This is a genomic window from Streptococcus sanguinis SK1 = NCTC 7863 (assembly GCF_000194945.1).
GTDB lineage: Bacteria > Bacillota > Bacilli > Lactobacillales > Streptococcaceae > Streptococcus > Streptococcus sanguinis.
In genome coordinates this window covers 181,783-206,288 of the sequence record NZ_GL878507.1, presented here as the reverse complement: position 1 = coordinate 206,288, position 24,506 = coordinate 181,783, and the positions used below count along the sequence as shown (strand labels likewise).

The window sequence follows — 24,506 nt, the reverse complement described above, 5'->3', positions numbered from 1 at the left end:
GTGTTTACTATGAAACTAACTTATGAGGACAAAGTTCAGATTTATGAACTAAGCAAACAAGTATTCAGCTTAAATCGACTTACAGAAAAATATGGAATTAACCTTTCAAATCTTGAGTACTTAATCCGATTAATTGATAGTTATGGATTAGAGGTTGTTAAAAAAGGAAATTCTATTCACAAGCGAACCGTGGAGATTACAAATGATTTAGTAGACAGGATTTTGGTTCACCCTACTCAAGGTCAAAAGAAGCTAATAGAAGAATTGAAATTTCTTATAATTTTATCGACAAAATGTAAAAAATGAGTAGCCGTTCTAACTACTCAAATCATTTAGCAAAAGTAAGTGCTTTGTGATTGGAGACGCTCTCCTCCAACTCCAATAGAAAAGCTTTTCTATCAAGGCCACTGGCATAACCGGTCAGCTTGCCGTCGCTTCCGACAATCCGGTGACAGGGAATCAGAAGGGAAATCGGATTATGACCGATAGCGCCACCGACTGCTCTAGCCGAGCCAATTTTACCGTAATCGGCTTGTAATTCTCGTAGAATGTCTGAATAGGTAGCCGTTTGCCCATAAGGAATCTTCTGCAGCACTGTCAGAACCTTGCTTCTGAACTCAGTTACTTGAGGTGCCAATGGAATCTCATCTGTCGCAGGATTTTCTCCCTTGAAATAAGCATCCAACCAAGCAGAGACGCGTCGGCTGATTTCTGTCTCCTCCTGCTGCGCTTGCTCTAGATTATAGCCTGTCCCAAAATATTTTTGATTCTCCAGCCAAAGTCCCAACAAGGCATTTGCGTTCGTCAAGATGAGAATCTGGCCAATCGGTGATGCATAATAAGTCTTGTACATATTTTTTCTTTCTTTTAGCTTCTTGATATGTCTTATTATACCACTCTTGTCTTAACTTTTGCCACAATCCCATCTGGGTCTGTGACTTCTAGCTCTTGGGAGCTAATCCATCGGACTGGTGCCTGCAAGTCCAGAGCATTTTCATAAATAGCTACTAAGCCTTCTTTTCCTTCTACTTGCGTCTCAAAATAGGCTAGTCCCAGTTGCTTAGGTTGGCGATGATTCAAATGAGAACCTCCCCATTCATTGACTGCTAAATGATGATGGTAGTTCCCTGATGCCAACCAGCTAGCAGAAGGTACAGAAAATTTATCCTCCAAGTCTAGAAGCTTTTGGTAAAAATGACTGGCAGCTCTGCTATTTTTCACAGACAGGTGGACATGGCCCATACGAGTGCCTTCAGCAATACTAAACGGTTGGACTTCCTGACCGAGTTCATAGATTTCTTGAGCCGCTAGCGCTTCCGTCACTCCGATAATGCGGCCATCTTCCCGAATATCCCAATCAGCCTGAGGTTTGTCCCGATAAAGCTCAATGCCATTGCCTTCTGGATCCTCCAGATAAATGGCTTCACTATAACCGTGGTCCGCTCCTCCGACCATAGGAACTCTATTTTCGGATAAATGCTTCAGGATATCTGCTAAAGCTTGACGGCTGGGAAGCAAAAGCGCCAGATGATAAAGACCGTAAGCCGACTTGACGGGCTGTCGGTCACTGGTTGCTAAGAGCCTCACCAGCACTTGTCCGTCCCTTCCCAAAGCCACCTGTCCGTCCTGCTCTTCCAAAAGCTCCAGCCCTAAAACGCGCTGATAAAAGTCCTTTTGTATTGCTAAATCGGCTACATAAAGTGCCACCTCTCCTAGATAAATCTTGCTTTGATATTCAAAAGTCATGTACTTTCTCCTCTCTTTAATTTTAAATGTCAGGAGTGCTCCTGCTCCATCTTTTTTTATTTCTCCAAAACAGAGATAGGTTTCTTGATATGGATTTCCATACCTCCATTTGCTTCGAAGTCTTATTTTTATATTGTAATTATTTATATTACATCTATTAGTATAGCAGGTTTTAATGTAATGTCAATAATTACATCTCGTAAAATTCTTAACAAAAAACAATCTGCTCACTAGGAAACAGATTGTTCTTTAATTTCTTTTTCGGTTGCTGCGACAACTTCGGCAAGGCTGGTCTGAGCCAATTCAGCTTCCATGGCTGCCTGAATAGCTGCCAAGCGGTCATCTAAAACATTGTGAATGTTCTTGCCGATAGGACAGTCAGGATTGGGCTTGTCATGAAAGCTAAAGAGCTGGCCGCTCTTGCCCAGACACTCAACCGCGCTATAGACATCCAACAGGCTAATGTCTTTCAAATCTTTGGCAATCTCTGCTCCTCCAGTCCCACGAGCAACGGTAATCATCCCGGCATTCTTGAGCTGGGACAGGGTCTTGCGAATAATAACTGGATTGACGCCAACACTGCCAGCAAGGATATCACTTGTCAGTTTTTGTTTTTTCCCTCCAAAGCCAGGACAATCAGCATATGGGTGGCAATGGTAAAACGACTAGAAATCTGCATTTTTCTCCTCCCTCATCATTCTCTCTCACTATTATATCCCAAAAAGGGTGTAACTTCAAGAGTTACGACTGGACTTTAAGAAAGCTGCAATCTCATCTGCATAGCCTTCCCTCTCACTGATTTCCCGCAGCAGGTCGTGATTGTGAGTATGGTGGATACCATTGACCAAGCTCTCCCGATAAATCTCATAGTAAGGCAAGTGGAGCTCCCGCGCCAATCTCAGCTCCTGCTCCACATCGTAGGCCACGCGCCTCAGGTCGACATCAGCCAGACCCATCTCATCTATCTCTAAAATGGCATACTGGGCTCGCAAGTCCTGACGCAAAGCCGAATCTAGAAAGAATGGCTGACCAATAGAGCCGGGATTGATAATCAGCTGACCCTTAGTCCCATAACGAAGAAACTGCTGATGAATATGGCCATAAACAGCAACAGCACAGTCATTGCCCTCAAAAAGGCGGTCGAAATTGCTCTGCTCGCCAATATGAATCAATTCCCGCCCCCAATTCTTATCTGGCAGATGGTGGCTGACCGCAATCTTCAAGCCTTCTACTTCTGTCAAGACCTGTAGAGGAAGTTCCTGCATGCGGTCAATCTCTTCAGGACCGACTTCCTCTAGGACAAAATGACAGAGCCGGGTCAGGTAGAGATGGCTGGGACGTGTCAAGTCTAACTTTTGGTGCAGGGCATGCCAGAGGCTGTCTTCCCAATTCCCTATGACCTGGAGGCTGATGTGCAGCTGCTCCATCCTATCTAAGATATTTCTGCGGCCAGTTCCTGGCAGGAGCAAGTCCCCCAAAAACCAATAATCTGTCACCTGCTGGCTTTCCGCATCCGCCAGTACCGCTTCCAAGGCTGTGCTATTCCCATGCACATCGGATAATAAGGCAATTTTTCGTGTCATCGTGTGTCTTTCTCTTTCTTTACAAGGAATATTATATCAAAGTTCAAAAAAACTTCCACCCATCAAGTGAGTGAAAGTTTTGAAGTGTTTTTTTATCAATCGACAGACTTAAGTGCTTCCAGCATATCCACCCGTCTGAGGCGGTAATTGACAAAGAAGCCAAGCAAGGTCAGGATAAGAGTCACTGCAGTTAGAGGAAACAGATAGACTGAGGGACTTACTTGAGGGTTTAAGCTGATAATGCTAGGCGCAACCTTCTCAATCAAAAAACGATGCAGGAAGAAACCGCCTAGAAGTCCAACTGTCATCCCAATTACTGACAGAATAATGGTCTCTCGATAGATATAAAGGGTCACTTCCTTATTATGGAAGCCCAAAACCTTGATAGTGGACAGCTCGCGAATCCGCTCAGCCACATTGATATTGGTCAGATTGTAGAGAATGACGACTGCTAAAAGAATGGAAATCAGGACCAAAACCAGCATTGTATTATTAAGAGAATCAGCTAGAACGTTGAACTGCTTCACCATGCTAGCATTTTGGGAGACACTCTTGACAGACTTGAGGCTCATAAATTCATTGGCCTTATCAACAATATTTTTACTAGAAGAGTCCTTGAGCCGCACTAGATAAGCATTTTTCTCAGGCTTTTTCCCGTAAATCTTCTGGTAGTCAGTCGCCTTCATAAAAGCAAAATGGCCAAAATGATTCTCATTGACTGCTGCGAGCTTGACAGGCTTGCCACCCAGCTCTATACTGCCACCGGGGCTAACTCCAGCTATACGGGCCAATTTATCCGAAACAACTGCACCATTCTTGAGACTCAGCTTTTTCTGGTTGTCGGGACTTTCCAGAGAAATAAAAGGTTCAAAATTTTCCTTGTCCGTAACCATTAAAGTGACTGATTCTGTCTCTTTTTTTCCTTTGTATTTCTCTGTTAGGGTTTCACTATGGATTTCCTGATAGTCAGCAATCGAGTCATCTGCCAGCATCTTTTTCAGCTTGTCTTGCTCAGCTTGATTCTCCCCAGGATTGACAGCGACAATCAAGTCGTAGCGCAGAATCTCCTCAAACTGACGCTTGGGAATACCACCAATAGAAGATTGGAGTCCTAGACCGGCAAAGAGCAAGGCAACAGAACCCGCCACACCAAAGATGGTCATAAACATCCGCTGCTTATAGCGAAAGATATTGCGAGCTGTGACCTTCTGAGTAAAGCTAAGACGTCGCCAGATAAGGGTCAGTCTTTCCAAGAAAATCTTGGAGCCTTTGACCGGTGGCTTGGGCAAAAGCAAGTGGGCTGCTTCTTCTGTCAGCTCCCGTCTTGCCACCAAATAGGCAGGGAGAACACTGGATAGAAGGGAAAGTCCAAGGGCCAGTATACTATAGGAAACATAAAAATATGCATGCGGGGCAGAAAGCACCATCCCTCTGGTAATAATAGAAGAAATCACCCCCGATAAGAAATAATGTCCCAGCAGAATCCCTATGAAAGTACCTAGACTCCCCGCCGCCAAACCGTAAAGAGCAAACTTGCGAATGATATCGCGGCTATGATAGCCTAGAGCCTTGAAGACGCCTGCATTTGTTCGTTCCTCATCGACAAAGCGCGTCATAGTGGTAAAGGTCACCATAGCTGCCACCAGATAGAGCACCACCGGGAAGATATTACCAATCGACGCAATACTATTCATGGAGTTTTTATACATATGATAGCCATTCCCACCTGGCAGAAACTTGCGGTCATAGCTATGATAGGTCGGCTCTTTCAAACGATTCAGGTCTGTCTTAGCGTCAGCTATCTTGTCCTTGCTAGCTGATAAGTCTTTCTCTGCCTGTGCCAGCTCAGATTTTTTCTGATTGAGTTGAGACTCAGCTTCCTGAATCTGCTGCTGGCTCTGGCTGAGCTGTGCAGGAGGGAGGATAGAAGTGGCTTGGGCTGCTTCTAGCTGGGTTTTTTGCTGGTCCAGCTGATTCTGAGCTTGCTCTAACTGTTTTTTACCTTGGGTCAGCTCACTCTCAGCCTGAGCAATCTTATCTTGGCCCTTTTGAATGGTACTTTTGGCATCCGCCTCTAATCTCTTAAACCGGGCCACTCCGTTATCTTCCAGGCTCTTGTCCAAAGCTGTCTGGTGCTGCTCCAAACGCTCCTGATACCTTGCAGAGAAGGGAGCCAGCTTTTCTAAATCATGATAGCGCAGGCGGGCAATACTGTAAACATCTGTATCAAAGGCCTTAGGGCTGACTACAGCATAGGCAGATAAGGCCCCGCTGCCACTAGTCGCATTGCCCAGATTTCTATCAGACCATAGCTCCGCCGAGTTGACAAAACCCACAATCTTATAGGTCTTGTTTTTCAGAACTGACCGACTGCCTGCTTTTTCAGTCAGATGAATCTCCTGACCGAGCTTGTATTTCTTAGACCAAAAGCTAGCCAGGGCAATTTCTTGCTCTTTCTTAGGAAGACGACCAGAGGTCACTTGAAAGTTTGAAATATCCTTGGTATCTGAGAATACTCGGAGGGCCTCCTCGTCTACGGTGACATCTGTCAGATAGCCAAACTCGACATCAGCTCCCTTGATAGCTTCCAGCTCTTTCTGATCCTCCGCATCCAAACCATAGTCCGCCATAACAGCCAAGTCCATGGTTCGCCGCTCTTTCAAGTAATCTGTTGCTGTTCTGCGCATATTGGGAGGAGCGACCTTGAGCCCCACAAGAGCCAGAGAGCCCAGCATCATGAGGATTAAAATAGATAGGAAACGTCCTTTAGAGCTAGTGAAGGAGCGCAGAATATCTTTCCAATAAATCTTTCTCTTCATATCAATACTCCAATGTACTTATATCCTGTGGTTGATCATTGACTGTGATACTCTTGACTCTCGCGTCGTGCATGCGAATAACCCGGTCAGCAATGGGAGCTAAGGCAGCATTGTGGGTCACTATAATCACCGTCGCCCCTTGATTGCGAGACATGTCCTGTAAGATTTGCAGCACTTGCTTGCCGGTATTGTAGTCCAAGGCTCCTGTCGGCTCATCACAGAGCAAAATCTTGGGATTCTTGGCCACAGCCCGAGCGATAGACACCCTCTGCTGCTCCCCACCTGATAGCTGTGCAGGAAAATTATTGAGGCGATTTTTCATACCAACCGCAGTTAGAACGGCCACTGGATTTTGAGCATCCTTGACGATTTCAGAAGCCAATTCGACATTTTCCTTGGCCGTCAGGTTGGGCACCAAATTGTAAAACTGAAAGACAAAGCCCACGTCATTGCGGCGATAGTCCGTCAGCTGGTGGGAATTGTAGTCAGCAATATTCTGGCCGTCTATCAGGATATCTCCCTCATCATTGGTATCCATACCTCCGAGGATATTAAGCACCGTAGACTTACCGGCACCTGAAGCGCCCAAAATAATGACTAGTTCCCCCTTTTCAATCTCAAAAGAAATATCATGATTGGCAACAATTTCCGTGTCACCTACCTGATAACGTTTAAAACTATGTTTCATTTCAATGTAAGCCATATCGTCTCTCTCCTTTTCAAAGCTCTTTTCCTTAAATCAACAATATGTTGATTCTAAATCACAGATATTATATAATGAGCTTAGATAAAAAGCAATAATCAAAAATCAACAAAGTGTTGATTTAAGTAAAAAGGAAGAAAAAATGGTCCAGAAACGAAAAACTAGCACTAAGGAAGACATCAAAGAAGCCTTGATTCAACTACTATCAGAGGAAAGGTTTGATACTATCTCCATCAGCAAACTCTGCAAACGGGCAGGGATTAATCGCGGCACCTTCTACCTCCACTACCAAGATAAATATCAGATGGTTGATAGTCTCAAAAAAGAAATTATTTCTCAACTTTCTAGTTATAGCATGTTTGAAGCGGAGAACGAATATCCCAAAAAGTTAATGATAGCAAAATTTCATATACTCCGTGCTAATGAACGTCTTATCAATGCCCTGACCAGAAGCCATTATATTGACTTTCGCGAAGCTATTCGGGAGTACATAACCACTATCATTCTGAGTGATAAGCAAAAGGATGCTACCCAGCGTTTTTTAGAGGAGAACTTTCACATCCCTCAGAAATACGCCTTGGAAATCTTCCTATCCAGTGTTGAGGGGATTATTTCTCTTTGGATAGCCGGCGGAGCTCAAGAAGAACCTGAAGAACTCACTGACATCATTTTGACTACTTATAACTATGATTATTTAAGATAAAGGCTCTAGCTTGAAGGCTAGCCTAGACAAAAGTCATTTTTTCCACTAAGAAAGGCCGAACATATTGCTCGGCCTTCTTTTTATTTTAGATTAGTTTTTCTTTGTTTTCTTCAAAAGGAAGAAGACTCCTGCTAGGATAATCAAGCCTGCAAGGCCAATGATGGTGACTTGCTCACCTGTTGATGGTAGGTCTTTCTTCTTAGCCTTGACGGACTGCTCATTTCGATACTGCACTTGATAAACAGAGAAATGATTGGTCGTGAAGCTAATGGTCTGGTTTTGATTAACTGTTACATCAAACTTCTCAACCTGCTTGCCATTTTCATCCAGAGCATAGACGGCATCCACTGGCAGGTCTTTGTGTACTGGAATCGTCACAAGGGTTGGACTAACCTGATGCACCGGCTGACCATTTGGATTGGTCAAGCTAATGTCATAAGTATCTGTCGGCTGAATCTTGCTTTCCATTTTTTTCACTGACAGCTGAAGACCAGCCTTGACCAAGTCAGCATTTTTCAAGCGAATGCCAGTTGTGACATCTACCAAGCTGTCATCTTCTACATTGACTTCCGTCCGTGTATCCGAACTGCTAGAAGTTGCTGAAGAGGAAGAACTTGACGAGTTTTGAGTTGATGAAGAGCTGCTAGAATCTTTGCTGGAGCTAGATGGAGTTGTTTTTGTTGCTTCCTTGATTTTAGCTTCCATTTCAGCTTCTAGCTCTTTCATTTCCTTAAAGACTTGCGCTGCTCGAGCCTGTGTTTCCTCTGTGACTTTGGCTGAAGAGTCTGGAAGAGCTGCATTGGCTGCATCTAGAGCATTTTGCTCCTCAATAAATCGGGTTTCCAAAGCCTTCCACTTATCTTGGACAGAAGTTCCAAAGAGGTCCTGATGCTTGGCCGCCATATCGTAGATATGAGATGCTACCCAGTACCAAGAGTCTGGACTGTAGCTAGTTGTGTTGACCTTATAAGCATCGTAAGTATCCGTGATATTCCCATTATAAGGCAGGTAAGGTGAGAAGCGCGGACTGCCTACCGCCAGCCACATAGTGCCTCCGCCCATATTGGCTGGAACGCCGTCTTTGAGCTGGAAAATATGAGCTTCCATGACATTTGGGTTGCCCAACGGATATTTGTAAACAGGGTCTGTCGTACCGCGTTGTGGCAGCCCCTTACCATCTAGCTCCATTTGGTCCAGAGGTTTGAACTGAGTGCCCTCAAAGCGATTGCGCTGCATAGCCATGACATCTGCTACACTGATCTTTCTGTCTGTGGAGTGCATGAGATCAAAGTAAGAGTCGTTATAAGACACGGCCGCATTTGGATCTAGACTGGTGATACCTGCCCAGGCACGCGAACGATCTGCCTCTGCCATCGGTGGATTGTAGGACTGAGAAATGTGGAATTTGCCGTCAATTTCTTTATAAGAGTTAGCTTGCTTGGCTACATTCTGAACACCCTTTGAGGCAATAACATTTTCTGTATCGTCAAAGTCAACACTACCCAAGAAGAAAGTATTAGGAAAGACAGCATACTTGTCATCTGGGAATTTAATAGCAACATATTGGTGACCAGATAGGATTTCCATATACCAGACACCAGTCTTGTCAGCAATGGTGATAATATTACCCTCTGCTGCTCCCTTCTCTCTGACAATCTGCGCCATCAGCTCCACACCCTGACGGGCAGTCTGAACATGGGGCAGAACGACGGTTGTCAGGATAGACTCTGCCAAACCATTTGCTACATAAGGATCCACTTTTTGGATGGCATCATTAGCCTTGGCAGAAACAGTCGCAGAAATGGAAACACCGTATTCATTGAAGCCAACCTCATCAAAAATACCTTGGGATGGGGTCACATCTGATACCGAAGTATACTTGTAGCTTTCTGCCGGCAGGGTCCATTCAAAACCGTTGGCTTCATCGACTAGTTTGGCACCACTCGCATTAGTCTTTCTCGGATGAACCAGAAAGACCTTATTGTGATTTGGCTCCAAGTCCTCTGTCCGACCGTAAAGCGTTGTGCCGTCTGCCGTCAGGTCTTTCCCGACGATAAATCCTGTGCAGGCTTCGACCACTTGGAAAGGAAAGAGAAAAATGGTCGAAAGAGCTAACAAGGAACGAAACAATATTTTTTTCATAAAAATATCTCCTTTGTTTTTTTGTGAAAAATTACAAAATTAAATACTATATTCAGTATAGCCTTTTACTCTAGGTTTTGCAAGCGATTTCATTTTTTTGACGTGTAAGATTTACTAGATAAATAATTCATTTCAAAATAGAAAAAAGCCAGATAAAATCTGACTTTAAAGACACGTGGCTGCGGAGGCACAAACCGTAGCCGCGCAAGTATTGCAGGAAAGAATGGATAGGAGAAAAAGGACAAACTTCTCTCCTATTTCCAAACTGGTTGTGCTTCATAGCTTAGATTATTTTACCGTCTTCTCTAGACAAGCCATCTTACCATACGCTGACCCGCTTATCTGGAGCCAGATACATGGCATCACCTTCTTTAATTTCTGGATAGGTTTCATAGAAGGCCTCTACATTTTTGAGTTGCTGGTTGACCCGCAGTTCGGACGGAGCATGGACATCTACCTTCAGGAGAAGTTGGTTAAATTGCAGACTGGCCTTGCTTCTCCAGATATTGGCATAGTTTTCAAAGTAATTCTTCAAGTCTGCATCTGGATATTTCTTTTTAACAACTTCTAGAGTAGCTGAAAGTCCACCCGCATCGGCTACATTTTCTGTTACCGTAAGCTTGCCGTTGACCTTGCCGCCGTAGATTTCAATACCATCCCACTGCTTGGTAACTGCTTCAATTTTCTTGTCAAAAGCTTTCTTATCTGCTTCTGTCCACCAATTATTCAAATTCCCCTCTTCATCAAAGTTTGCACCGTTTGAGTCGAAGGCGTGAGTAATCTCGTGACCGATAACCATACCGATACCACCATAGTTCTTTTCCATTTCTTGCTTAACATCAAAGAATGGATTCTGCAGGATTGCGGCTGGGAAGTTGATACTGTTATTTTCCTGTGAGTAATAAGCGTTGATATCATAGGAAGGCATGACCCACTCGTCCTTGTCTACTGGCTCAGAGAAGTGTTCAACATCATATTGATGTTTTGCTTGACTCAAAGCAATTGCATTCTCAAAGAAGGATTTTTTATCGTCTACTTTCAAGACCTTAGTCACTTCGCGAACTTTTTCAGGATAGCCGATATAGAGTTTCATAGTATCCAGCTTCTTGACTGCCTTCTGCTTGGTTTCTTCTGACAGCCATTCGTTTTTCAGCATACGTTCCCGATAGACTTCCTTGATATCCTTGACCATTTGGGTCACTTCTTGCTTGGCTTCCTCACCGAAATATTTGCGGCCATAGTAAAGACTAAAGACATCTGAAAAGGTTCCTGTTGTCAGATTGTATGCTGCATCTTCTTTTGAAGTTGCTTCCTTAGTACCTTGCAAGGATTTTTGGTACTCTGCAAAAATCAGCCGATAGTCATCGGTTAGAAAACTAGATGCTGATGCGGCTTGCTTCACAAGCATCCAAGATTTGAGCTTGGCAAAGTTCTTGTCGTTGACTACCTTGGCAAAATTTTCATAATACTTAGGGTTAGGTACATTGACATCACCAGATTCCTGGCCTAGATAGTCATTGATAATATCGTGAAACTTAAAGGTATCAGAGTAAGCATTGATATCTTCTGCCGTCTTAGGATGGTGAAGATTTTTAATTTCCGAAGTTTCTTCATTACTTTGAGCATACTTGGCCAGTTCTCCATCAAATTCTAAGGCTTCTTTGACAATCTTTTCGCTGTTTTTTTCACTGTATCCCAGCTTTTGCAAGGCTTCTTTGAATGCTTTTTCCAGCGGATCCATCATCCTTTTCTTAGCACCTTCATCTTCATAGTAGCTCTTATCCGGCAGCATAAGACTTGGACTGGACAGATTCACTTGTTTCTGATTGGTATTTTCTAGGTTAGAACTAATTTCAAGGGTAAACGGCAGTGCTAGACCACGCTTTTCCCAGTCAACAGCCTTGCTAGCTAGGTCCTTCAGGTCGGACAAGTCTTCAATTTCCTTGAGATAGGACTTGAGAGGGGATAGGCCATCCTTTTCCCGCTGCTTGAAGTCAGTCGCTTGCTGGTAGTATTTGATAAACTCAGGCATACCTTCAATCGTTGACTCTTCTTTACCAGAGACTAGATTTTTGACATCCGCCTTCATCTTATCCTTGACCTGCTCGTTCAGCTCATAAAACACACCATTAGACGGCTGGTCGCTAGGAATCTCTGCCTTTTCCAGCCATTTTTTATTGATGGCTTGATAGTAATTGGTTCTCACTGTGGCATTCTTATCGATCGGTGTCTCCTGAGGGACAAAGGTCTTATAAGCCCAGTAGCCACCGGCAGCCAAGATTAGGCCGGTCACAGTCAACGTAGAAGTTAGAATGATTTTCGTTCTTTTCTTCATGAGTTCCTCCTTGTATATTAAGTAAAATATAATTGACTTTTTTATTTTACTCATTTACTTTAACATATTCTTTTTTCCTCGTCAACAGAAAACTGAATGTCTGGAAAAAATTGCCGCAAGAGGAGAAAATATGGTCTTTTAGTCTGCTTTTAAAAGTGATTTGGTCTAGAGTCACACTTAAAGAAAAACTAAAGTTTCTATCAGCTGTCCTGTTGCTTCCAGCTCTTTTCTCTCCTCCTTGCACTTTCTAGTATAGCCTCCAAACTTCAGATATTTCTAAAGAAATTCTAAAATATTTCTAAAGTTTTTTACTAAAATAAAAAAAGACTGAGACAAAAATGCCTCAGTCTAGCTTTATTATGTTCAAAAAATATTGAATCTGAGACAATTTAAATTGTCTCCCAGACCTTTTAAACCAGAACCTCAAAATAAGTGAGCCAAGCTAAATTTTAAAAAATCAACTTCTGTCCTACTGTCTTCTACTGAACCTTTTTAGCCAGCATCGTCGCAAAGCGCAGCTGAATTCGATTGCCGTTTTCATCCCGGCGATGGAGGTGACCAGGATTTTCATTGTACTTAACCAGCTCCCAGTCCTTGTAATACTCGGCAAGCTCGCCTTCCTTAAAAGTAAAAGGAAAGGGAACAGAGCATGGGAAGTCTTCTGTATCCATAGCACAGACGATGAGATTGTAGCCACCAAGCGCTGTGTGCTCTTGCATATTGCGGATAATATCCGGAATCCGCTCCGCCTGCAGGAACATAAGGACAACGGTTGAAACAATCAAATCATAAGTCTGAGTCAGACTAGCTGAGTTGATATCGTAGGCACCCACTGGCAAATCTAAATCCTCCTGCTCCACAATGCTACGTAAGATCTCCAGCGCCAGCTCATTCTGATCTACAGCTGTCACTTCAAAGCCCTGCTTAGCTAGAAAGAGAGCATTGCGACCTTGACCACAGCCTAGATCTAAAGCCCGCCCTGGTCGGACTGTCTGCATGGCTTCCAAAACCTCTGAGTGCACTGGATTGCTGCCGTATTTCTTAGGGAAATAATCCTCAGGCCGACAGTAAAACTCCAAATACCACTCCAGATCATCTGTCAAGGCTTCAACCCGATGCCAAGCTTGGGGCTGGGCAAAAGGATTGTCCTGACCAGCTCCAAAGATGTGCTCAGCCAGCTCCTCACCCTCCTCTGACATCTCGACAAACTTAAGACGTCCCTTGAGAACAGTGATTTTACCCCAAGTTCCCTCTTTGGTATTGTGCTTTCTCTTTACCGCTTCTGGCATTGTATCAGTCGTCCACAGCGGCATACGTTTATAAGCTAGCAATTCTTCTGTCATAAAAAATCCTTTCTCTAAAAGCTAAGCTACAAATAATCTAACTGTCTTTATCATACTCGAAAAGAACCGACTTGACAAGTGGCAAATTGAACGGCCTTCCCTGTAAAAAGAAAGAACTGACCAATCAGCCAGTTCTTTCTCACATAGGAAGTTTACTACTATTCTTCTTTTTTCTTGCTAACTTGCTTATAGCCAAAGAAGCCTAATACTGCAGCCAGCAGCATATCTTTGATCGTTCAATTCAAAAAATATGAGAACATCAAGAAAAAATATATCACTGTTTCCCTTATCGGTCCGCGCTCAGTAACCAAAATCAAAGTGTGCTCTTTCAGATAATATATTGCCGAAGATAGAAAATAAACCGTCTACCAACATTCTAATCATTCAGATGATAAAGATTTTTGGCTTTTTCAATATCATAATATTGGTCAAACTCTTCTTTGCTTCCCATGACATGTTCCTGACCATCCACCGAAAGCTCTTTAGGAATATACCATAATTCTTTTAAAGTATAACTTTTAGGGAAAAATAATGAATATACTGAAATAAGACGCTCCCCAATATCAATGCTATTTTCATTATTTAAAACAATAACTTGAGCATCTTTTTTTTCAAGAATAGACATCGATTTTTTGTCACTACTTATAGGTGCCACTTTTAAGCTTTCTCGATTAATTGTGAATTGGTTGATATCTATCACAGATTTTTTTATGCCCAACTGAGGAAAATCCCTAACATCTACTTCAGCTTTAGGCAACGAAGTTTTTATGTCCTCAATAGCTTTTACTTCTTCTATTTTTCTTGTTTGGAGATTTAAAAATACCTGTTTCTTTGCTCTAGATTCCTCTAAGGGTCTAATGTAAAGCGCCAACAAATCATTACCTTTATAAGAATAGACTGGGCCAATATAAATCGCAATATACCCCTTCTTATATTCGTCCACTGTAGCCAGTAAGTCAATTTCAGGTTCTTCTTTTAGTTTATTCCCTTCTACCTTGTAAATTGATAAAGTCCAATAAGTATCCTTCCCAACTGATTCATGGATAGCCGAAGGGTGCTTTGGTAATTTCATATTATCCCTGAGAATATAGTTTTGAGATGTGGGATTATGCCATTCAGTGAATAATTGTTTATTATACTTGCGCAATTCTGCTTCCTCTGACTGAACTACATCCCAATGTACTATCGCTCCTTTGCCATCCGCAATAATTTGATAAGAGTCAATTTTCGCTTTACCAGTGTAATACTGGTAGCCTGTATATTTCTCCGACAGATACCATTGATAGAGGAATAAACTTCCCCCTATCAATCCGAGAACAGATACAAACAACAGTAATCGGTTCAACCATTTTTTATTTGTCTTTTTCATCTTCTGCTCCTTAATCCAGTATATAGTTTGTCTTAAAAGATCTGCTTTTTATAAATAAATTTATCCTCAAACTTCATCCTTTCCATTATAGCATAAATCAAAAGTCAGAGTTGAATACTCAAAAAGACCGGTCGCCCAGTCTTTCATCTTGTATTAAAATTTTTCATCTGTCTTGCGATGTCGAGGTTTTGCTCGCGGCGTTTGATGGACTCGCGCTTGTCGCAAGAGTTATTTGTCAGTAGTTTTATCGTTTTCCTGTAGACTCTAGTTTTCTTTTTGTGGATGGTTTTCGATCCATTGCTTGAAATCACTAAAAGATCGAATCTGTGTTTTCTCTCCAGTTGTTTCATCTGTGGCATAAAGTTCCATTACATCCTGACCTTCGGGAGCAAACCAATGAATTAAATCATTAAACCATTCTTCTTCATTATACTGATTAGGACGGAAATAAATTTTATTGCCTTCTTTTATATTTGTCCCAATTTCTGGATAAAGTTTTGCAAAATTAGTACCTGAAAGTTCTAAATTACCTTTATCATAAGAAGCTACTAAGTAACCTGGTCCATATCCTAAGTGATAATTTGATGTTGAAGAACTAATCTGACTCTCTATACCTCCTTTTTTCCAATTGGTAGCCATAGGCGAAGAAGCCTCCACAGGAAAAATTGTGATATCCTCTTTACTTAAAAATTCATTGAACTCATTTTCTGACATCTTCTTTTCGATTTTTCCCGTATCCAACGACAGAATTACGTATATAGTTTTTTCTATCTTACCGCCTTCGTTCGAATACATGCTAAAGGATAAATACTCTTTTCCATCCTTTGAGAACTGCTCCTGAATCTGCTTGAGCCTATATGTATTCTCTCGTCCTAACAAACTATAGATATCGACTTCTTTGCTAGTTATTTTGGTGGAATCGTGTAAATCATAAATCTTGATTTTGAAATATTCCTCTTTATTTACTTTAGATGAACTTACACTGTCATATTCATCCAAACTGTTGTATTTAAAATCCGTTATATAATTTTGACTATAGCGAAAAGAATCATTTTCTTTACTGCCAACCAAAACATATTTTTCTTTATTAAATAGCTGTATTCCTTCAACACAATATTCACTCTTAGCATATTCTTTCTTCTTCCCACCTAGAAAAAAAGTCAGTGAAGCCACGGAAGTCAGAATCAAACAGAATATAAATATGAATAGCTTTTTATTGAGTTTCATTTGCTTACCACCACTTTTTAATTCATCTAGCCATTTATTTTGATAGTCCTCGGAGTCAATCCACTTTTTCATCAATCATTCACCAAAAGTGGTCATCCTCAAACCTCATCCTTTCCATTATAGCATAAATCAAAAGTCAGAATTGAATACTAAAAAAGACCGGTCGCCCAGTCTTTTAATGTCATTAGTCATCTTCCCCTGTGGCTACTATTCACTTCTTTGCCCAGCTCAATCATTTTGATGAGACTCTTTCCACTTTAAAAAATCTTCATAAGAATTAATAGGTGTTACTTCACTAGTTTCCTTATCAGTTATAGAAAGAGAAAGCTTATCTTGCCCTACTGGAGCAAACCAGTGCATTAGTGTATTATACCATTCCTCTGAGCTAATATTGCCTTGACGAGTAAAAATCTTTCCCTCAAAAGAATTCATTTTTTTAACAACCTCAGGGTAAAGTTGCGAAATATTTAGATTGCTAGGTATTTCTTTTCCTTCTCTTTTCGAAGGTTCAAGATCAGTAAAGTGTGAGCCAATACCGTATGAGTCAGTGAGATAAGCCGACAAGCCACTTGTAATGGACGCTTCATCAAACTGTAACTTATATTTAATAAACTCTTTAGAATAATCAATTACCTCTTCTGTATCTACATTAAAGAGGATCTCTTTAAACCTCTTTGAGCTGTTTTCTTTTACTAATCTAATATAAATATAATCCTGACCTTGAATGTTTAGAATATCGCCAGATAAATCAACCCCCAACGAAGCATCATAATGTCGAACAATTTCAAAAATATCCAATCTTTTCTCAAACTTCTTCGTCTTTAGATCATACACATTAATAAAATAATACTCTCCTTCATTCTGACGACTATCAGCTCCATTTTCTTTACTATAATCGAACCTCCAATCTTGTATATAAAATTTATTTTGTCCAACTCTTAATCCTTGAAATCTCTTTTCAGAATCCTTAGTTGTCACAAATACAAGTTTTTCATCTTCCAACTGCTCAAAACTGAGTTTTTCAACAGATACCGCATTTCCCGATGCAAAACGCTCCTCTTCCACCGGTGAATTTTGATAGAGAAACAGAGCTACAAGTAAAGCTACAAAAATAATAATGAAGAAGATATTCTTTTTTGATTTTAGAACTTTCATTTCTTAACCTCAAGTATTTTACTGAAGAATTCATTGCATATTTATATATTCTATCTGTCTGTAAGATAGCTTCCGAATTACATTCCTCATCCTTTCCATTATAGCATAAATCAAAAGTCAGAGTTGGATACCAAAAAAGACCGGTCGCCCAGTCTTTCATCTTGTATTAAAGTTCTTCATCTGTCTTGCGATATCGCGGTTTTGCTCGCGGCGTTTGATGGACTCGCGCTTGTCGTAGTCGTGCTTCCCTTTGGCTAGGCCTAGGAGCAGCTTGGCATAGCCATCCTTGAGATAGACCTTGAGTGGCACCAGCGTCATGCCAGTTCCCTTGGTCTCCTGCTCCAGCTTTTGGATCTGCTTCTTATGCAGCAGCAGTTTTCTGCGGCGCTCAGGCTCTTGGTTCCAGATATTGCCCTCTTCATAAGGAGCGATATGGACATTGCTGAGCCAAGCCTCACCGTTCTTGATCTGGGCAAAGCCGTCTTTGAGATTGATACGAGCAGCGCGAACACTCTTGATTTCCGTACCGGTCAGCACCATGCCGGCCTCGATGGTATCCACGATGGTGTAGTCGTGTCTGGCCTTTTTATTTTGCGCGACGACCTTTCCTTCTCCCTTTGCCATGCTTGGCTCCTTTCTTGACTAGTTCCTTGTAAAATGCCTTCTGGCTCTTGCCTTTCTTGGACTTCTTATCTTTCTTATCTCTGTAGCCTTTTTCTTTGGAAGAATGGCTGCGCTTGTCATCCTCACGGCGTCTCTTTCTACCTGACTTGCCTCTGCCACTCTTGCTAGTCTTTTCTACCAGGTCAAATTCACTAGGCAGGTATTCAAAGTCAATCTCGCCTGTAGCCTTATCCGCTCGGACCAGCTTGATACGAATCTGCTGACCGACCTTGAAGACCACACCAGACTTTTCTCCTTGCAGGGTCATCGTCCGCTCATTGTAGCTGTAAAACTCTGGCAGGTTGGTAACATGAATCAAGCCTTCGACCGTATTGGGCAGTTCAACGAAGAGTCCAAACTTGACCACGCTTGAAACCACGCCGTCAAACTCTTCCCCAACAAATTCTTCCATGTACTCAGCCTTCTTCATAGCTTCAACTTCACGCTCGGCCTCAATAGCCCGACGCTCTCGGCTGGAAGACTGACTGGCAATCTCTGGAATCACTTGCTCAAAATGCTCTGCTATTTCTTTAGAATGTCCATAATCCCGTACCATCCGGTGAACCAGAAGGTCTGGATAGCGGCGAATCGGACTGGTGAAATGCGTATAAAACTCCGCTGCCAGACCATAGTGGCCGTGATTGTGCTCAGAGTAGCGAGCCTGCTGCATGGAGCGCAGAAGCATCATGGATAGGACATCCTCATAAGGCTGGTCTTTGACCGATTCCATAATATCCTGCAGAGCCTGCTGACTCATAGAGTTAGCCGTCCCGTATATCCGAATCCCAAAGCTAGAGGCGTAGTCGATAAACTTCTGCACCTTCTCCGCCTTAGGCTCCTCGTGGATCCGATAGATGAAGGGCAGATTTAGCTTAGCAAAATGCTCAGCCACCGTCTCATTCGCCACCAGCATAAAGGACTCAATCATGCGCTCGGCAATTCCTCGCTGACGCAGGACAATGTTCACCGGCCGGCCTTCTTTATTGACCATGATTTTGGCTTCGTTGGTGTCAAAGTTAAGCGCACCGCGTTTAAAGCGCATGCTTTCCAGAATCTCATGTAGCTGGACCATACTGTCAATACTAGGCACAATTTCCTTGAACTGCTCAGCTTTTTCCTGATTTCCAGCAATGATGTCGTTGACATCACTGTAGGTCATGCGAAAGGTCGTCTTGATAACAGTCTGGGTGATGGTATGCTTGATCACGCGCCCCTTAGCATCTATCTCCATGATAGCCGACTGGGTCAGCCGGTCCACATTTGGATTGAGGGAGCAGATACCGTTGGACAGGCGCTCCGGCAACATAGGCACTACTCGGTCGGTCACATAGACTGAAGTCGCCCGATTGAGGGCTTCCTTGTCCAGCTCAGAGCCTTCTTTGACATAGTAGGACACATCTGCGATGTGGACGCCCAGCTCAAAGTTGCCATTTTTCAGGAGCTTGATATGGACAGCATCGTCCAAGTCCTTGGCATCCTCTCCATCGATGGTAAAGGTAATCTCATCGCGCAGGTCCAAACGTCCTTCTAAATCACTCTTTGTCGGTGCATCTGGAACTCGCTCGGCCTCTTGCAAGACCTTTTCTGGAAATTCAGAGACAATGTCCATCGACTCCAGCACTTCCAGTACATCAATGCCTGGATCATTGACATAACCGACCACATCGACCAGACTGGCCACGAAGAAATCGTGTTTCTTAGTCGGATATTTGTCAATAGCGACCTTGAGCACCTCTGTACCATCAAGAACCATGGCTGGCTTTTTGATATAAATAGGCTGACGGATTTTCTGATTTTTCGAGCGGATATAGCCCGCGTACTTGGGCTTTTCCTCATCCAGAACCAGCTGGCCTACTGCTGCCGTCAGACTGTGCTCTAAAATATCGATAATCTTAGCCTCAGCTGATGTTCCCTTGATACGGTCTGCCACCTTGGTAATGACTACTTCTACCGTATCGCCATCAATGGCATGATTGACATCATTACGGCCGACAAAGAGATCATCCTCTTCTTCATTCAGGGTAACAAAGCCAAAGCCATTCTTGTGGGCATGAAAAACACCCTTGAGCGTCAGACGCTCCTGCTTTTTCTTCTCATAAAGCTCAATCCGCCCCTTGTCATCAAAGCGAATCTGATGCTTTCTTTCCATCTGGGAGATGGTCTTGACCATGCTACTAAAGTCCTTGGAAGACCCTTTCCCCAAAGCAGCCGCCAGCTCATCCACGCTGGCCTGCTGTCTTTCTTTTAAATATTCAATGATTTCTGATTTCATATTCCTCTTCTCTTGATGAGCGTTTTCTTCATCTCTTTTAAATCTCTTTAAAACTTAAAAAATAGGCCAAGACGAAGTCAGAGCCCATTTTATTTACTTGATAATACTGCTAATACCAATGCAATCAGTAGCCAGAAGAAAATCATGATTCCCGTCATACGCTGCATCACAGCTTCAAAACCGCGTGCCTTAGGACGTTCAAACAAATCGTTGGCACTGGCATCAAAGACGTTGCTAGACTGATTTTTGGTTGGTTGCATGAAAATTGCAATGACAATAATAGCTGATAAAATGACTAAAATGGTTAATAATAGGTTGTACATAAATAAAAACTCCTTAAAATCCTATCTATTTTATCATAAAATCTACTTGGATTCAAGATGTAAAGTAACTTTTCTTTCCTTGGGACAATACTTTAAAACCTCAATTTTTTCCGGATGCGTTTTAGTATTTTTGCTGGTCAGATAGTTCTGACTGCCGCAGCTGGAACATTTTAAATTTATTTTAACTCGCACTAGATATCCTTCTTTTTAAATAAATTTCGAAAACTAAAGAGATTGGCCAGCATACTAACAGCAACCAACCCTGCTGTTGCATAAAAAACTGAATGATAGCCATAGGCTGCCGCAATGACCGAACCAGACATAGGGCCGACCACTCCACCCAGATAAAAGAAAATCTGATTATAGCTGAAAATTCTAGAGATTCCAAACTTGGGTGTTATCTTACTTAGCAGAGCATTGACACCTGGTATCAGCGCCCCTGTTCCTAGGCCAAATAAAAAGCGATAAAAGCCCAGCTGCATAGGGGAGCCAGCATTGGCACAGAGCAGATAAATCAGGATTGAATAGAACTGAGCCAGCACCAGAAGCCGATGATTGCCGATACGGTCTCCTAACCGCCCCAGAATACTGGAGCTCATCATGCTGGAAAGTCCCATGCTAGAAACGATGAGACCCGAAACAAAAATCAGATTGTCCTTTTGCCCCAGCTCTCTGACATAGAGGGCAAGGATAGGACTGATAGATTGAGCTGCAAACTGGATAACAAAGCTGGTCAGAAAGAGATTCATCAGCATCTTAGGATACCTGAGTTGACGCAGCAATTCCCTAAAGCCTACCTCTTCTTGTCGGGTCACTGGCACAAAATCCTCCCGAATCAAATAAAAGGTCATTAAGGCTGCCACTAGAAAGAAGCCGCCAATCAGGAGAAAGACATTGCGAATGCCGAACATCTCCGCAATCAGACCACCAATAAATGGCCCCATAAGATTACCCGCAACAACACCGGTCGAGAGAGTTCCCAGAGCATAACCCGTTTTTTCCTTGGGAGCCTGACTGGCAATCAGAGCTGTGCTGTTGGGAACATAACCAGCAAAAACACCGTTTAGAAAGCGTAGGAGTAAAAGCCAGAAAATATTGGGCACAAAGGCAATGCCGCCCATCGTGAAAACCATGGCAGTAGCTGCACGTATCATCATAGGCTTACGGCCATACCGATCGGCCAGACTTCCCCAAACTGGAGAAAGCAGGGCCGCTGAGATTGCAGAGAGAGAAATCCCTAGCCCAGCGTAATACTCCACCTCATGACCTCTGGCACCCAGCTGCTCCACGAAAAGTGGCATAAAAGGCGTCACCAGAGAAATGCTGGCACCTGTCAGGAAGTTCCCAAACCAAGCGACTTTCAGGTTATGTTTCCAATTTACTTGTGTCGTGATAAATCATCTTCTTTCTAATTTCTGCAAAGCATTGCGAATCTGCTGTCGAGTTTCCTCAAGCGAGCCATTATTATCAATGAGCACGTCCGCCCTCTTTCGTTTTTCTTGTAAAGATAACTGAGCTGCTATGCGTTTCTCTGCTTCATCCTGACTGAGAGCATTTCGAGTCATAAGACGACTGAGCTGAGTTTCCACCGTCACGTCCACCAGCCAGATCTGGTCAAACCAGTCCTCATATTGTAACTCAAACAGCAAGGGAAGATCCATAAAAAAGATGTCTTCCGTCTCTGCCAGCATATCTCGCCTGCCAGCCAGTTCCTCGCGAATAATACGGTTTTGTATTTGACTGGACTGCGCCAGAAGTTCGGTATTCCCAAAAATCATAGCTCCCAGCTTGGGCCGGTCCAAGCGCCCATCTTCCTGTAAGATAGCTGGGCCAAAAGCAGATAAAAGAGCTTGATAAAGCCGCCCCCCCGGCTCCTGCAGCTCATGCACCACTTGATCTGCATCAATGACTTGGTAGCCCTGCTGCCTCAAAAACTCTGTCACTGTTGACTTACCTGAGGCAATGCCGCCAGTGATACCAATAATTCTTACCATGACAGCTACCTCGCTTTCTGACAGCGAGGACAGAGATGGGTACCGCGTCCGCTCAGCTTAATTTTCTCAATCGGGCTGCCGCATCTAGCACAGGGGTGACCAGTCTTTCCATAGACCTGCAGAAAATCCTGCATCGTGCCATCTTCACCCAAAGCATTGCGATAGGTCCGAATGGTCGATCCCCTTTTCTCAATCCCAAGCTGCAAAACTTCTATAATCTGCTCACGCAGCCGCTTCACTTCAGCAGGCTTCAGACTAGCTGATGGCCTGGCCGGATGAAGCCGTGCCCGCCAAAGGGCCTCATCTACATAGATATTGCCTAGACCAACGACCAAGGTCTGCTCTAGCAAATAGGGTTTGATGAGCTTCTTGGAACGACTCAAAGCTGCGGCAAAAGGCGACAAAAGAAAGTCCGCATCTGTCGGCTCAGGACCAAGCTTTCTAGCAGCAAAATAAAACTCCAGCTGATCCTTATTCAACAGCTCCATGGTTCCAAACTTGCGGACATCCTCATAAACAAGCGTCCCACCATCCGTCATCTCGAAAAAGACATGGGCATGCTTGCGCTCAGGCACTGCATCAGGATAAAAAAGATACTTGCCTTCCATTCGCAGATGGGAAATCAGCACTCCACCCGTCAGGTAAAAAAGCAAATACTTGCCCCGACGGCCAATCCTTTCAATGGTCTGACTTGGCAAGTCATGGACAAAGCTATCCACTCCCGTACCAATCATCTTAGCATAGCGGACCCGCACCTGCCCAATCGTCTTGCCAACAACCAGACGCTCCAAACCGCGCCGAACCGTCTCCACTTCAGGTAATTCAGGCATAAAGCTCCTTTCTTATTATTCTTAATATCAAAGCCCCATAGCAAAGCTGTCCGAAAAATACTCATCCAGCATCAGGCGGTGTTTATCCGATACATTTTCCAGCTCTGCTATTTCTTCTTTAGAAAAAAAGCCTAACCGCAGTGTTTCCTCATTGTGAAAATTGGAAATATCAACATTCTCTAGTGCCTGCAATTCATACAGAAAGACAACCGTCTGCACTTTGTCACCATTAGGATAAGATTCATCAAAATTAGTGTAAACATTCAGCAAGCGCTTGGCTTCAACAGCAATGCCTGTCTCTTCGTAAAATTCGCGCACGGCTGCTTGCATAGAAGTTTCCCCAAGCTCCATAGCTCCACCAGGAATCGCCCATGTTTTTTTATCACCTCGCAACTGCAGAAGCACTCGACCATCCTCGTCTGCCAGAATCCCACCAGCAAAATTCAGAATAACCTTATCATGCCCCACCTTGGAGCGAATATAGGAAATATAGTCCATATCAAAATCCTTTCAATTTCTCTGGAAAGGCAGCGTTTTGAAAGAAATAGCGCAGCAGCTGAATATGCGTATCCACATCACTAAAAAGCCAAGCATGCCCTTTGTCAGGATAATAGGCGCATTCAGACCTAGCATTTTTCTGCGCCAACCTGCGGTGCCAGTCATGAATGGTTTCGGCTTCTTTCCCACCTGAGATAAAGAAAGCAGGATTATCAAACTGCAAGTCAAGTCTCAGCAGATTTGCCTGTGACATCGCACGTCGAAATGAGAGCCGTTCAGCTCTTTGGAAATCTGCAACAAAGCGCTGAACGTCTTGGGCAGGTGCTCCGTCCTCTTGCATCATTTTTGTCAGGAGATTGGCTACAAATTTAGTATTTTTCAAGAAAGACATCAGATAGACAATGGCAATGATCTTGCGATAGCCCTTAATTGGCTGAGGGCTTGCCCCATCCACAATGACTCTATCTATAAGACTAGAATGTTTTTCCAACAACTTAAGAATGAGTGAACCGCCTAATGAAAGCCCGACTAAGTGCGGCTTGCCATGTGCTTTGCTTTTAATGACAGCCACAATCATTTCCACGACATCATCAAAGTTTGTCCACTCAATATTATGACTGGCTCCGTGACTAGGTAAATCCACAAGAATGCAATGAAAATCTTGCTCAAGCGCAGCAACATGGTGTCGCCACATCTGACTGCTAGAGCCTAAAGCATGCAAAAAGATAATACTTTTTGGATTTTGCTCCCCTCTTTCATCAATGAATAACGACGACATCTCCATCACCTCACTTACTGGCT

At 43.1% G+C, this 24,506-nt stretch carries 22 protein-coding genes and 2 pseudogenes; 2 read left to right on the top strand and 22 right to left on the bottom strand.

The annotated features are described in order from the left end of the window. The first annotated feature begins 9 nt into the window (after window positions 1–9). Window positions 10–306, top strand: a complete 297-nt coding sequence (locus tag HMPREF9378_RS11730; protein WP_223330908.1) for a hypothetical protein — start codon at window positions 10–12, stop codon at window positions 304–306. A gap of 22 nt (window positions 307–328) precedes the next feature. Here the strand turns inward: HMPREF9378_RS11730 and HMPREF9378_RS09780 are convergent, their stop codons facing one another. The 6 genes and pseudogenes from HMPREF9378_RS09780 to HMPREF9378_RS09800 form a co-directional block, all read right to left on the bottom strand. After that, complete coding sequence (locus tag HMPREF9378_RS09780; protein WP_002913351.1) at window positions 329–853, bottom strand: methylated-DNA--[protein]-cysteine S-methyltransferase; 525 nt, start codon at window positions 851–853, stop codon at window positions 329–331. 35 nt (window positions 854–888) lie between these two features. Further along, the gene (locus HMPREF9378_RS09785) at window positions 889–1,746 is read right to left on the bottom strand and encodes a VOC family protein (protein WP_002913350.1); all 858 of its coding nucleotides are present in this window, start codon (window positions 1,744–1,746) and stop codon (window positions 889–891) included. A gap of 230 nt (window positions 1,747–1,976) precedes the next feature. After that, a pseudogene (locus HMPREF9378_RS0110825) lies at window positions 1,977–2,425 on the bottom strand (Rrf2 family transcriptional regulator). Between the two features lie 55 nt (window positions 2,426–2,480). Further along, complete coding sequence (locus tag HMPREF9378_RS09790; RefSeq protein ID WP_002913347.1) at window positions 2,481–3,329, bottom strand: metallophosphoesterase family protein; 849 nt, start codon at window positions 3,327–3,329, stop codon at window positions 2,481–2,483. A gap of 95 nt (window positions 3,330–3,424) precedes the next feature. Then, window positions 3,425–6,148, bottom strand: coding sequence for an ABC transporter permease (locus tag HMPREF9378_RS09795; protein ID WP_002913345.1), 2,724 nt, complete (start codon window positions 6,146–6,148; stop codon window positions 3,425–3,427). A 1-nt stretch (window position 6,149) separates the two neighbouring features. Beyond that, window positions 6,150–6,851, bottom strand: a complete 702-nt coding sequence (locus HMPREF9378_RS09800) for an ABC transporter ATP-binding protein (protein ID WP_002913343.1) — start codon at window positions 6,849–6,851, stop codon at window positions 6,150–6,152. Window positions 6,852–6,993: 142 nt separating this feature from the next. On the opposite strand from HMPREF9378_RS09800, the gene HMPREF9378_RS09805 reads away from it, so the two are divergent. After that, the gene (locus tag HMPREF9378_RS09805; protein ID WP_002913334.1) at window positions 6,994–7,554 is read left to right on the top strand and encodes a TetR/AcrR family transcriptional regulator; all 561 of its coding nucleotides are present in this window, start codon (window positions 6,994–6,996) and stop codon (window positions 7,552–7,554) included. A 90-nt stretch (window positions 7,555–7,644) separates the two neighbouring features. Here the strand turns inward: HMPREF9378_RS09805 and HMPREF9378_RS09810 are convergent, their stop codons facing one another. From HMPREF9378_RS09810 to HMPREF9378_RS09875, 16 genes and pseudogenes are all read right to left on the bottom strand, one after another. Further along, window positions 7,645–9,696, bottom strand: a complete 2,052-nt coding sequence (locus HMPREF9378_RS09810) for a C69 family dipeptidase (RefSeq protein WP_002913333.1) — start codon at window positions 9,694–9,696, stop codon at window positions 7,645–7,647. 319 nt (window positions 9,697–10,015) lie between these two features. Beyond that, a complete protein-coding gene (locus HMPREF9378_RS09815; RefSeq protein ID WP_002913332.1) occupies window positions 10,016–12,085 on the bottom strand; it encodes a M13-type metalloendopeptidase in 2,070 nt (689 codons plus the stop codon). 425 nt (window positions 12,086–12,510) lie between these two features. Next, window positions 12,511–13,374, bottom strand: a complete 864-nt coding sequence (tehB, locus tag HMPREF9378_RS09820) for an SAM-dependent methyltransferase TehB (RefSeq protein WP_002913331.1) — start codon at window positions 13,372–13,374, stop codon at window positions 12,511–12,513. A 376-nt stretch (window positions 13,375–13,750) separates the two neighbouring features. Then, window positions 13,751–14,743: a hypothetical protein gene (locus HMPREF9378_RS09825; RefSeq protein ID WP_002913329.1), complete on the bottom strand. Its 993-nt coding sequence runs from the start codon at window positions 14,741–14,743 to the stop codon at window positions 13,751–13,753. 143 nt (window positions 14,744–14,886) lie between these two features. Beyond that, window positions 14,887–14,964: pseudogene (locus HMPREF9378_RS11490) on the bottom strand (SsrA-binding protein); the annotation flags it as partial. 43 nt (window positions 14,965–15,007) lie between these two features. Continuing rightward, complete coding sequence (locus HMPREF9378_RS09830) at window positions 15,008–15,970, bottom strand: hypothetical protein (RefSeq protein WP_032908935.1); 963 nt, start codon at window positions 15,968–15,970, stop codon at window positions 15,008–15,010. A gap of 228 nt (window positions 15,971–16,198) precedes the next feature. Next, window positions 16,199–17,125: a hypothetical protein gene (locus HMPREF9378_RS09835; protein WP_002913327.1), complete on the bottom strand. Its 927-nt coding sequence runs from the start codon at window positions 17,123–17,125 to the stop codon at window positions 16,199–16,201. A 156-nt stretch (window positions 17,126–17,281) separates the two neighbouring features. Then, window positions 17,282–17,749 (bottom strand): SsrA-binding protein SmpB, encoded by a 468-nt coding sequence (smpB, locus tag HMPREF9378_RS09840; protein ID WP_002894882.1) that lies wholly within the window; start codon window positions 17,747–17,749, stop codon window positions 17,282–17,284. Continuing rightward, a complete protein-coding gene (rnr, locus tag HMPREF9378_RS09845) occupies window positions 17,712–20,060 on the bottom strand; it encodes a ribonuclease R (protein ID WP_002913326.1) in 2,349 nt (782 codons plus the stop codon). Before rnr ends, smpB begins: the two co-directional genes overlap by 38 nt. A gap of 89 nt (window positions 20,061–20,149) precedes the next feature. Next, window positions 20,150–20,383 (bottom strand): preprotein translocase subunit SecG, encoded by a 234-nt coding sequence (gene secG / locus HMPREF9378_RS09850; RefSeq protein ID WP_002894878.1) that lies wholly within the window; start codon window positions 20,381–20,383, stop codon window positions 20,150–20,152. Window positions 20,384–20,425: 42 nt separating this feature from the next. Next, entirely contained in the window at window positions 20,426–20,575 is a 150-nt protein-coding gene (gene rpmG / locus HMPREF9378_RS11035; RefSeq protein ID WP_072074309.1) for a 50S ribosomal protein L33, read from the bottom strand. After that, entirely contained in the window at window positions 20,575–21,777 is a 1,203-nt protein-coding gene (locus HMPREF9378_RS09855) for a multidrug efflux MFS transporter (RefSeq protein WP_277612459.1), read from the bottom strand. Before HMPREF9378_RS09855 ends, rpmG begins: the two co-directional genes overlap by 1 nt. Before the next feature lie 3 nt (window positions 21,778–21,780). After that, complete coding sequence (gene coaE / locus HMPREF9378_RS09860; protein ID WP_002913324.1) at window positions 21,781–22,377, bottom strand: dephospho-CoA kinase; 597 nt, start codon at window positions 22,375–22,377, stop codon at window positions 21,781–21,783. Window positions 22,378–22,382: 5 nt separating this feature from the next. Next, window positions 22,383–23,207, bottom strand: a complete 825-nt coding sequence (gene mutM / locus HMPREF9378_RS09865; RefSeq protein WP_002913323.1) for a DNA-formamidopyrimidine glycosylase — start codon at window positions 23,205–23,207, stop codon at window positions 22,383–22,385. 27 nt (window positions 23,208–23,234) lie between these two features. Next, window positions 23,235–23,705: an NUDIX hydrolase gene (locus HMPREF9378_RS09870; RefSeq protein ID WP_002899888.1), complete on the bottom strand. Its 471-nt coding sequence runs from the start codon at window positions 23,703–23,705 to the stop codon at window positions 23,235–23,237. 1 nt (window position 23,706) lies between these two features. After that, window positions 23,707–24,489 carry an alpha/beta fold hydrolase gene (locus tag HMPREF9378_RS09875; protein ID WP_002899887.1) on the bottom strand — a complete coding sequence of 261 codons (783 nt, stop codon included), beginning with the start codon at window positions 24,487–24,489 and terminating at the stop codon, window positions 23,707–23,709. Between the last annotated feature and the right edge of the window lie 17 nt (window positions 24,490–24,506).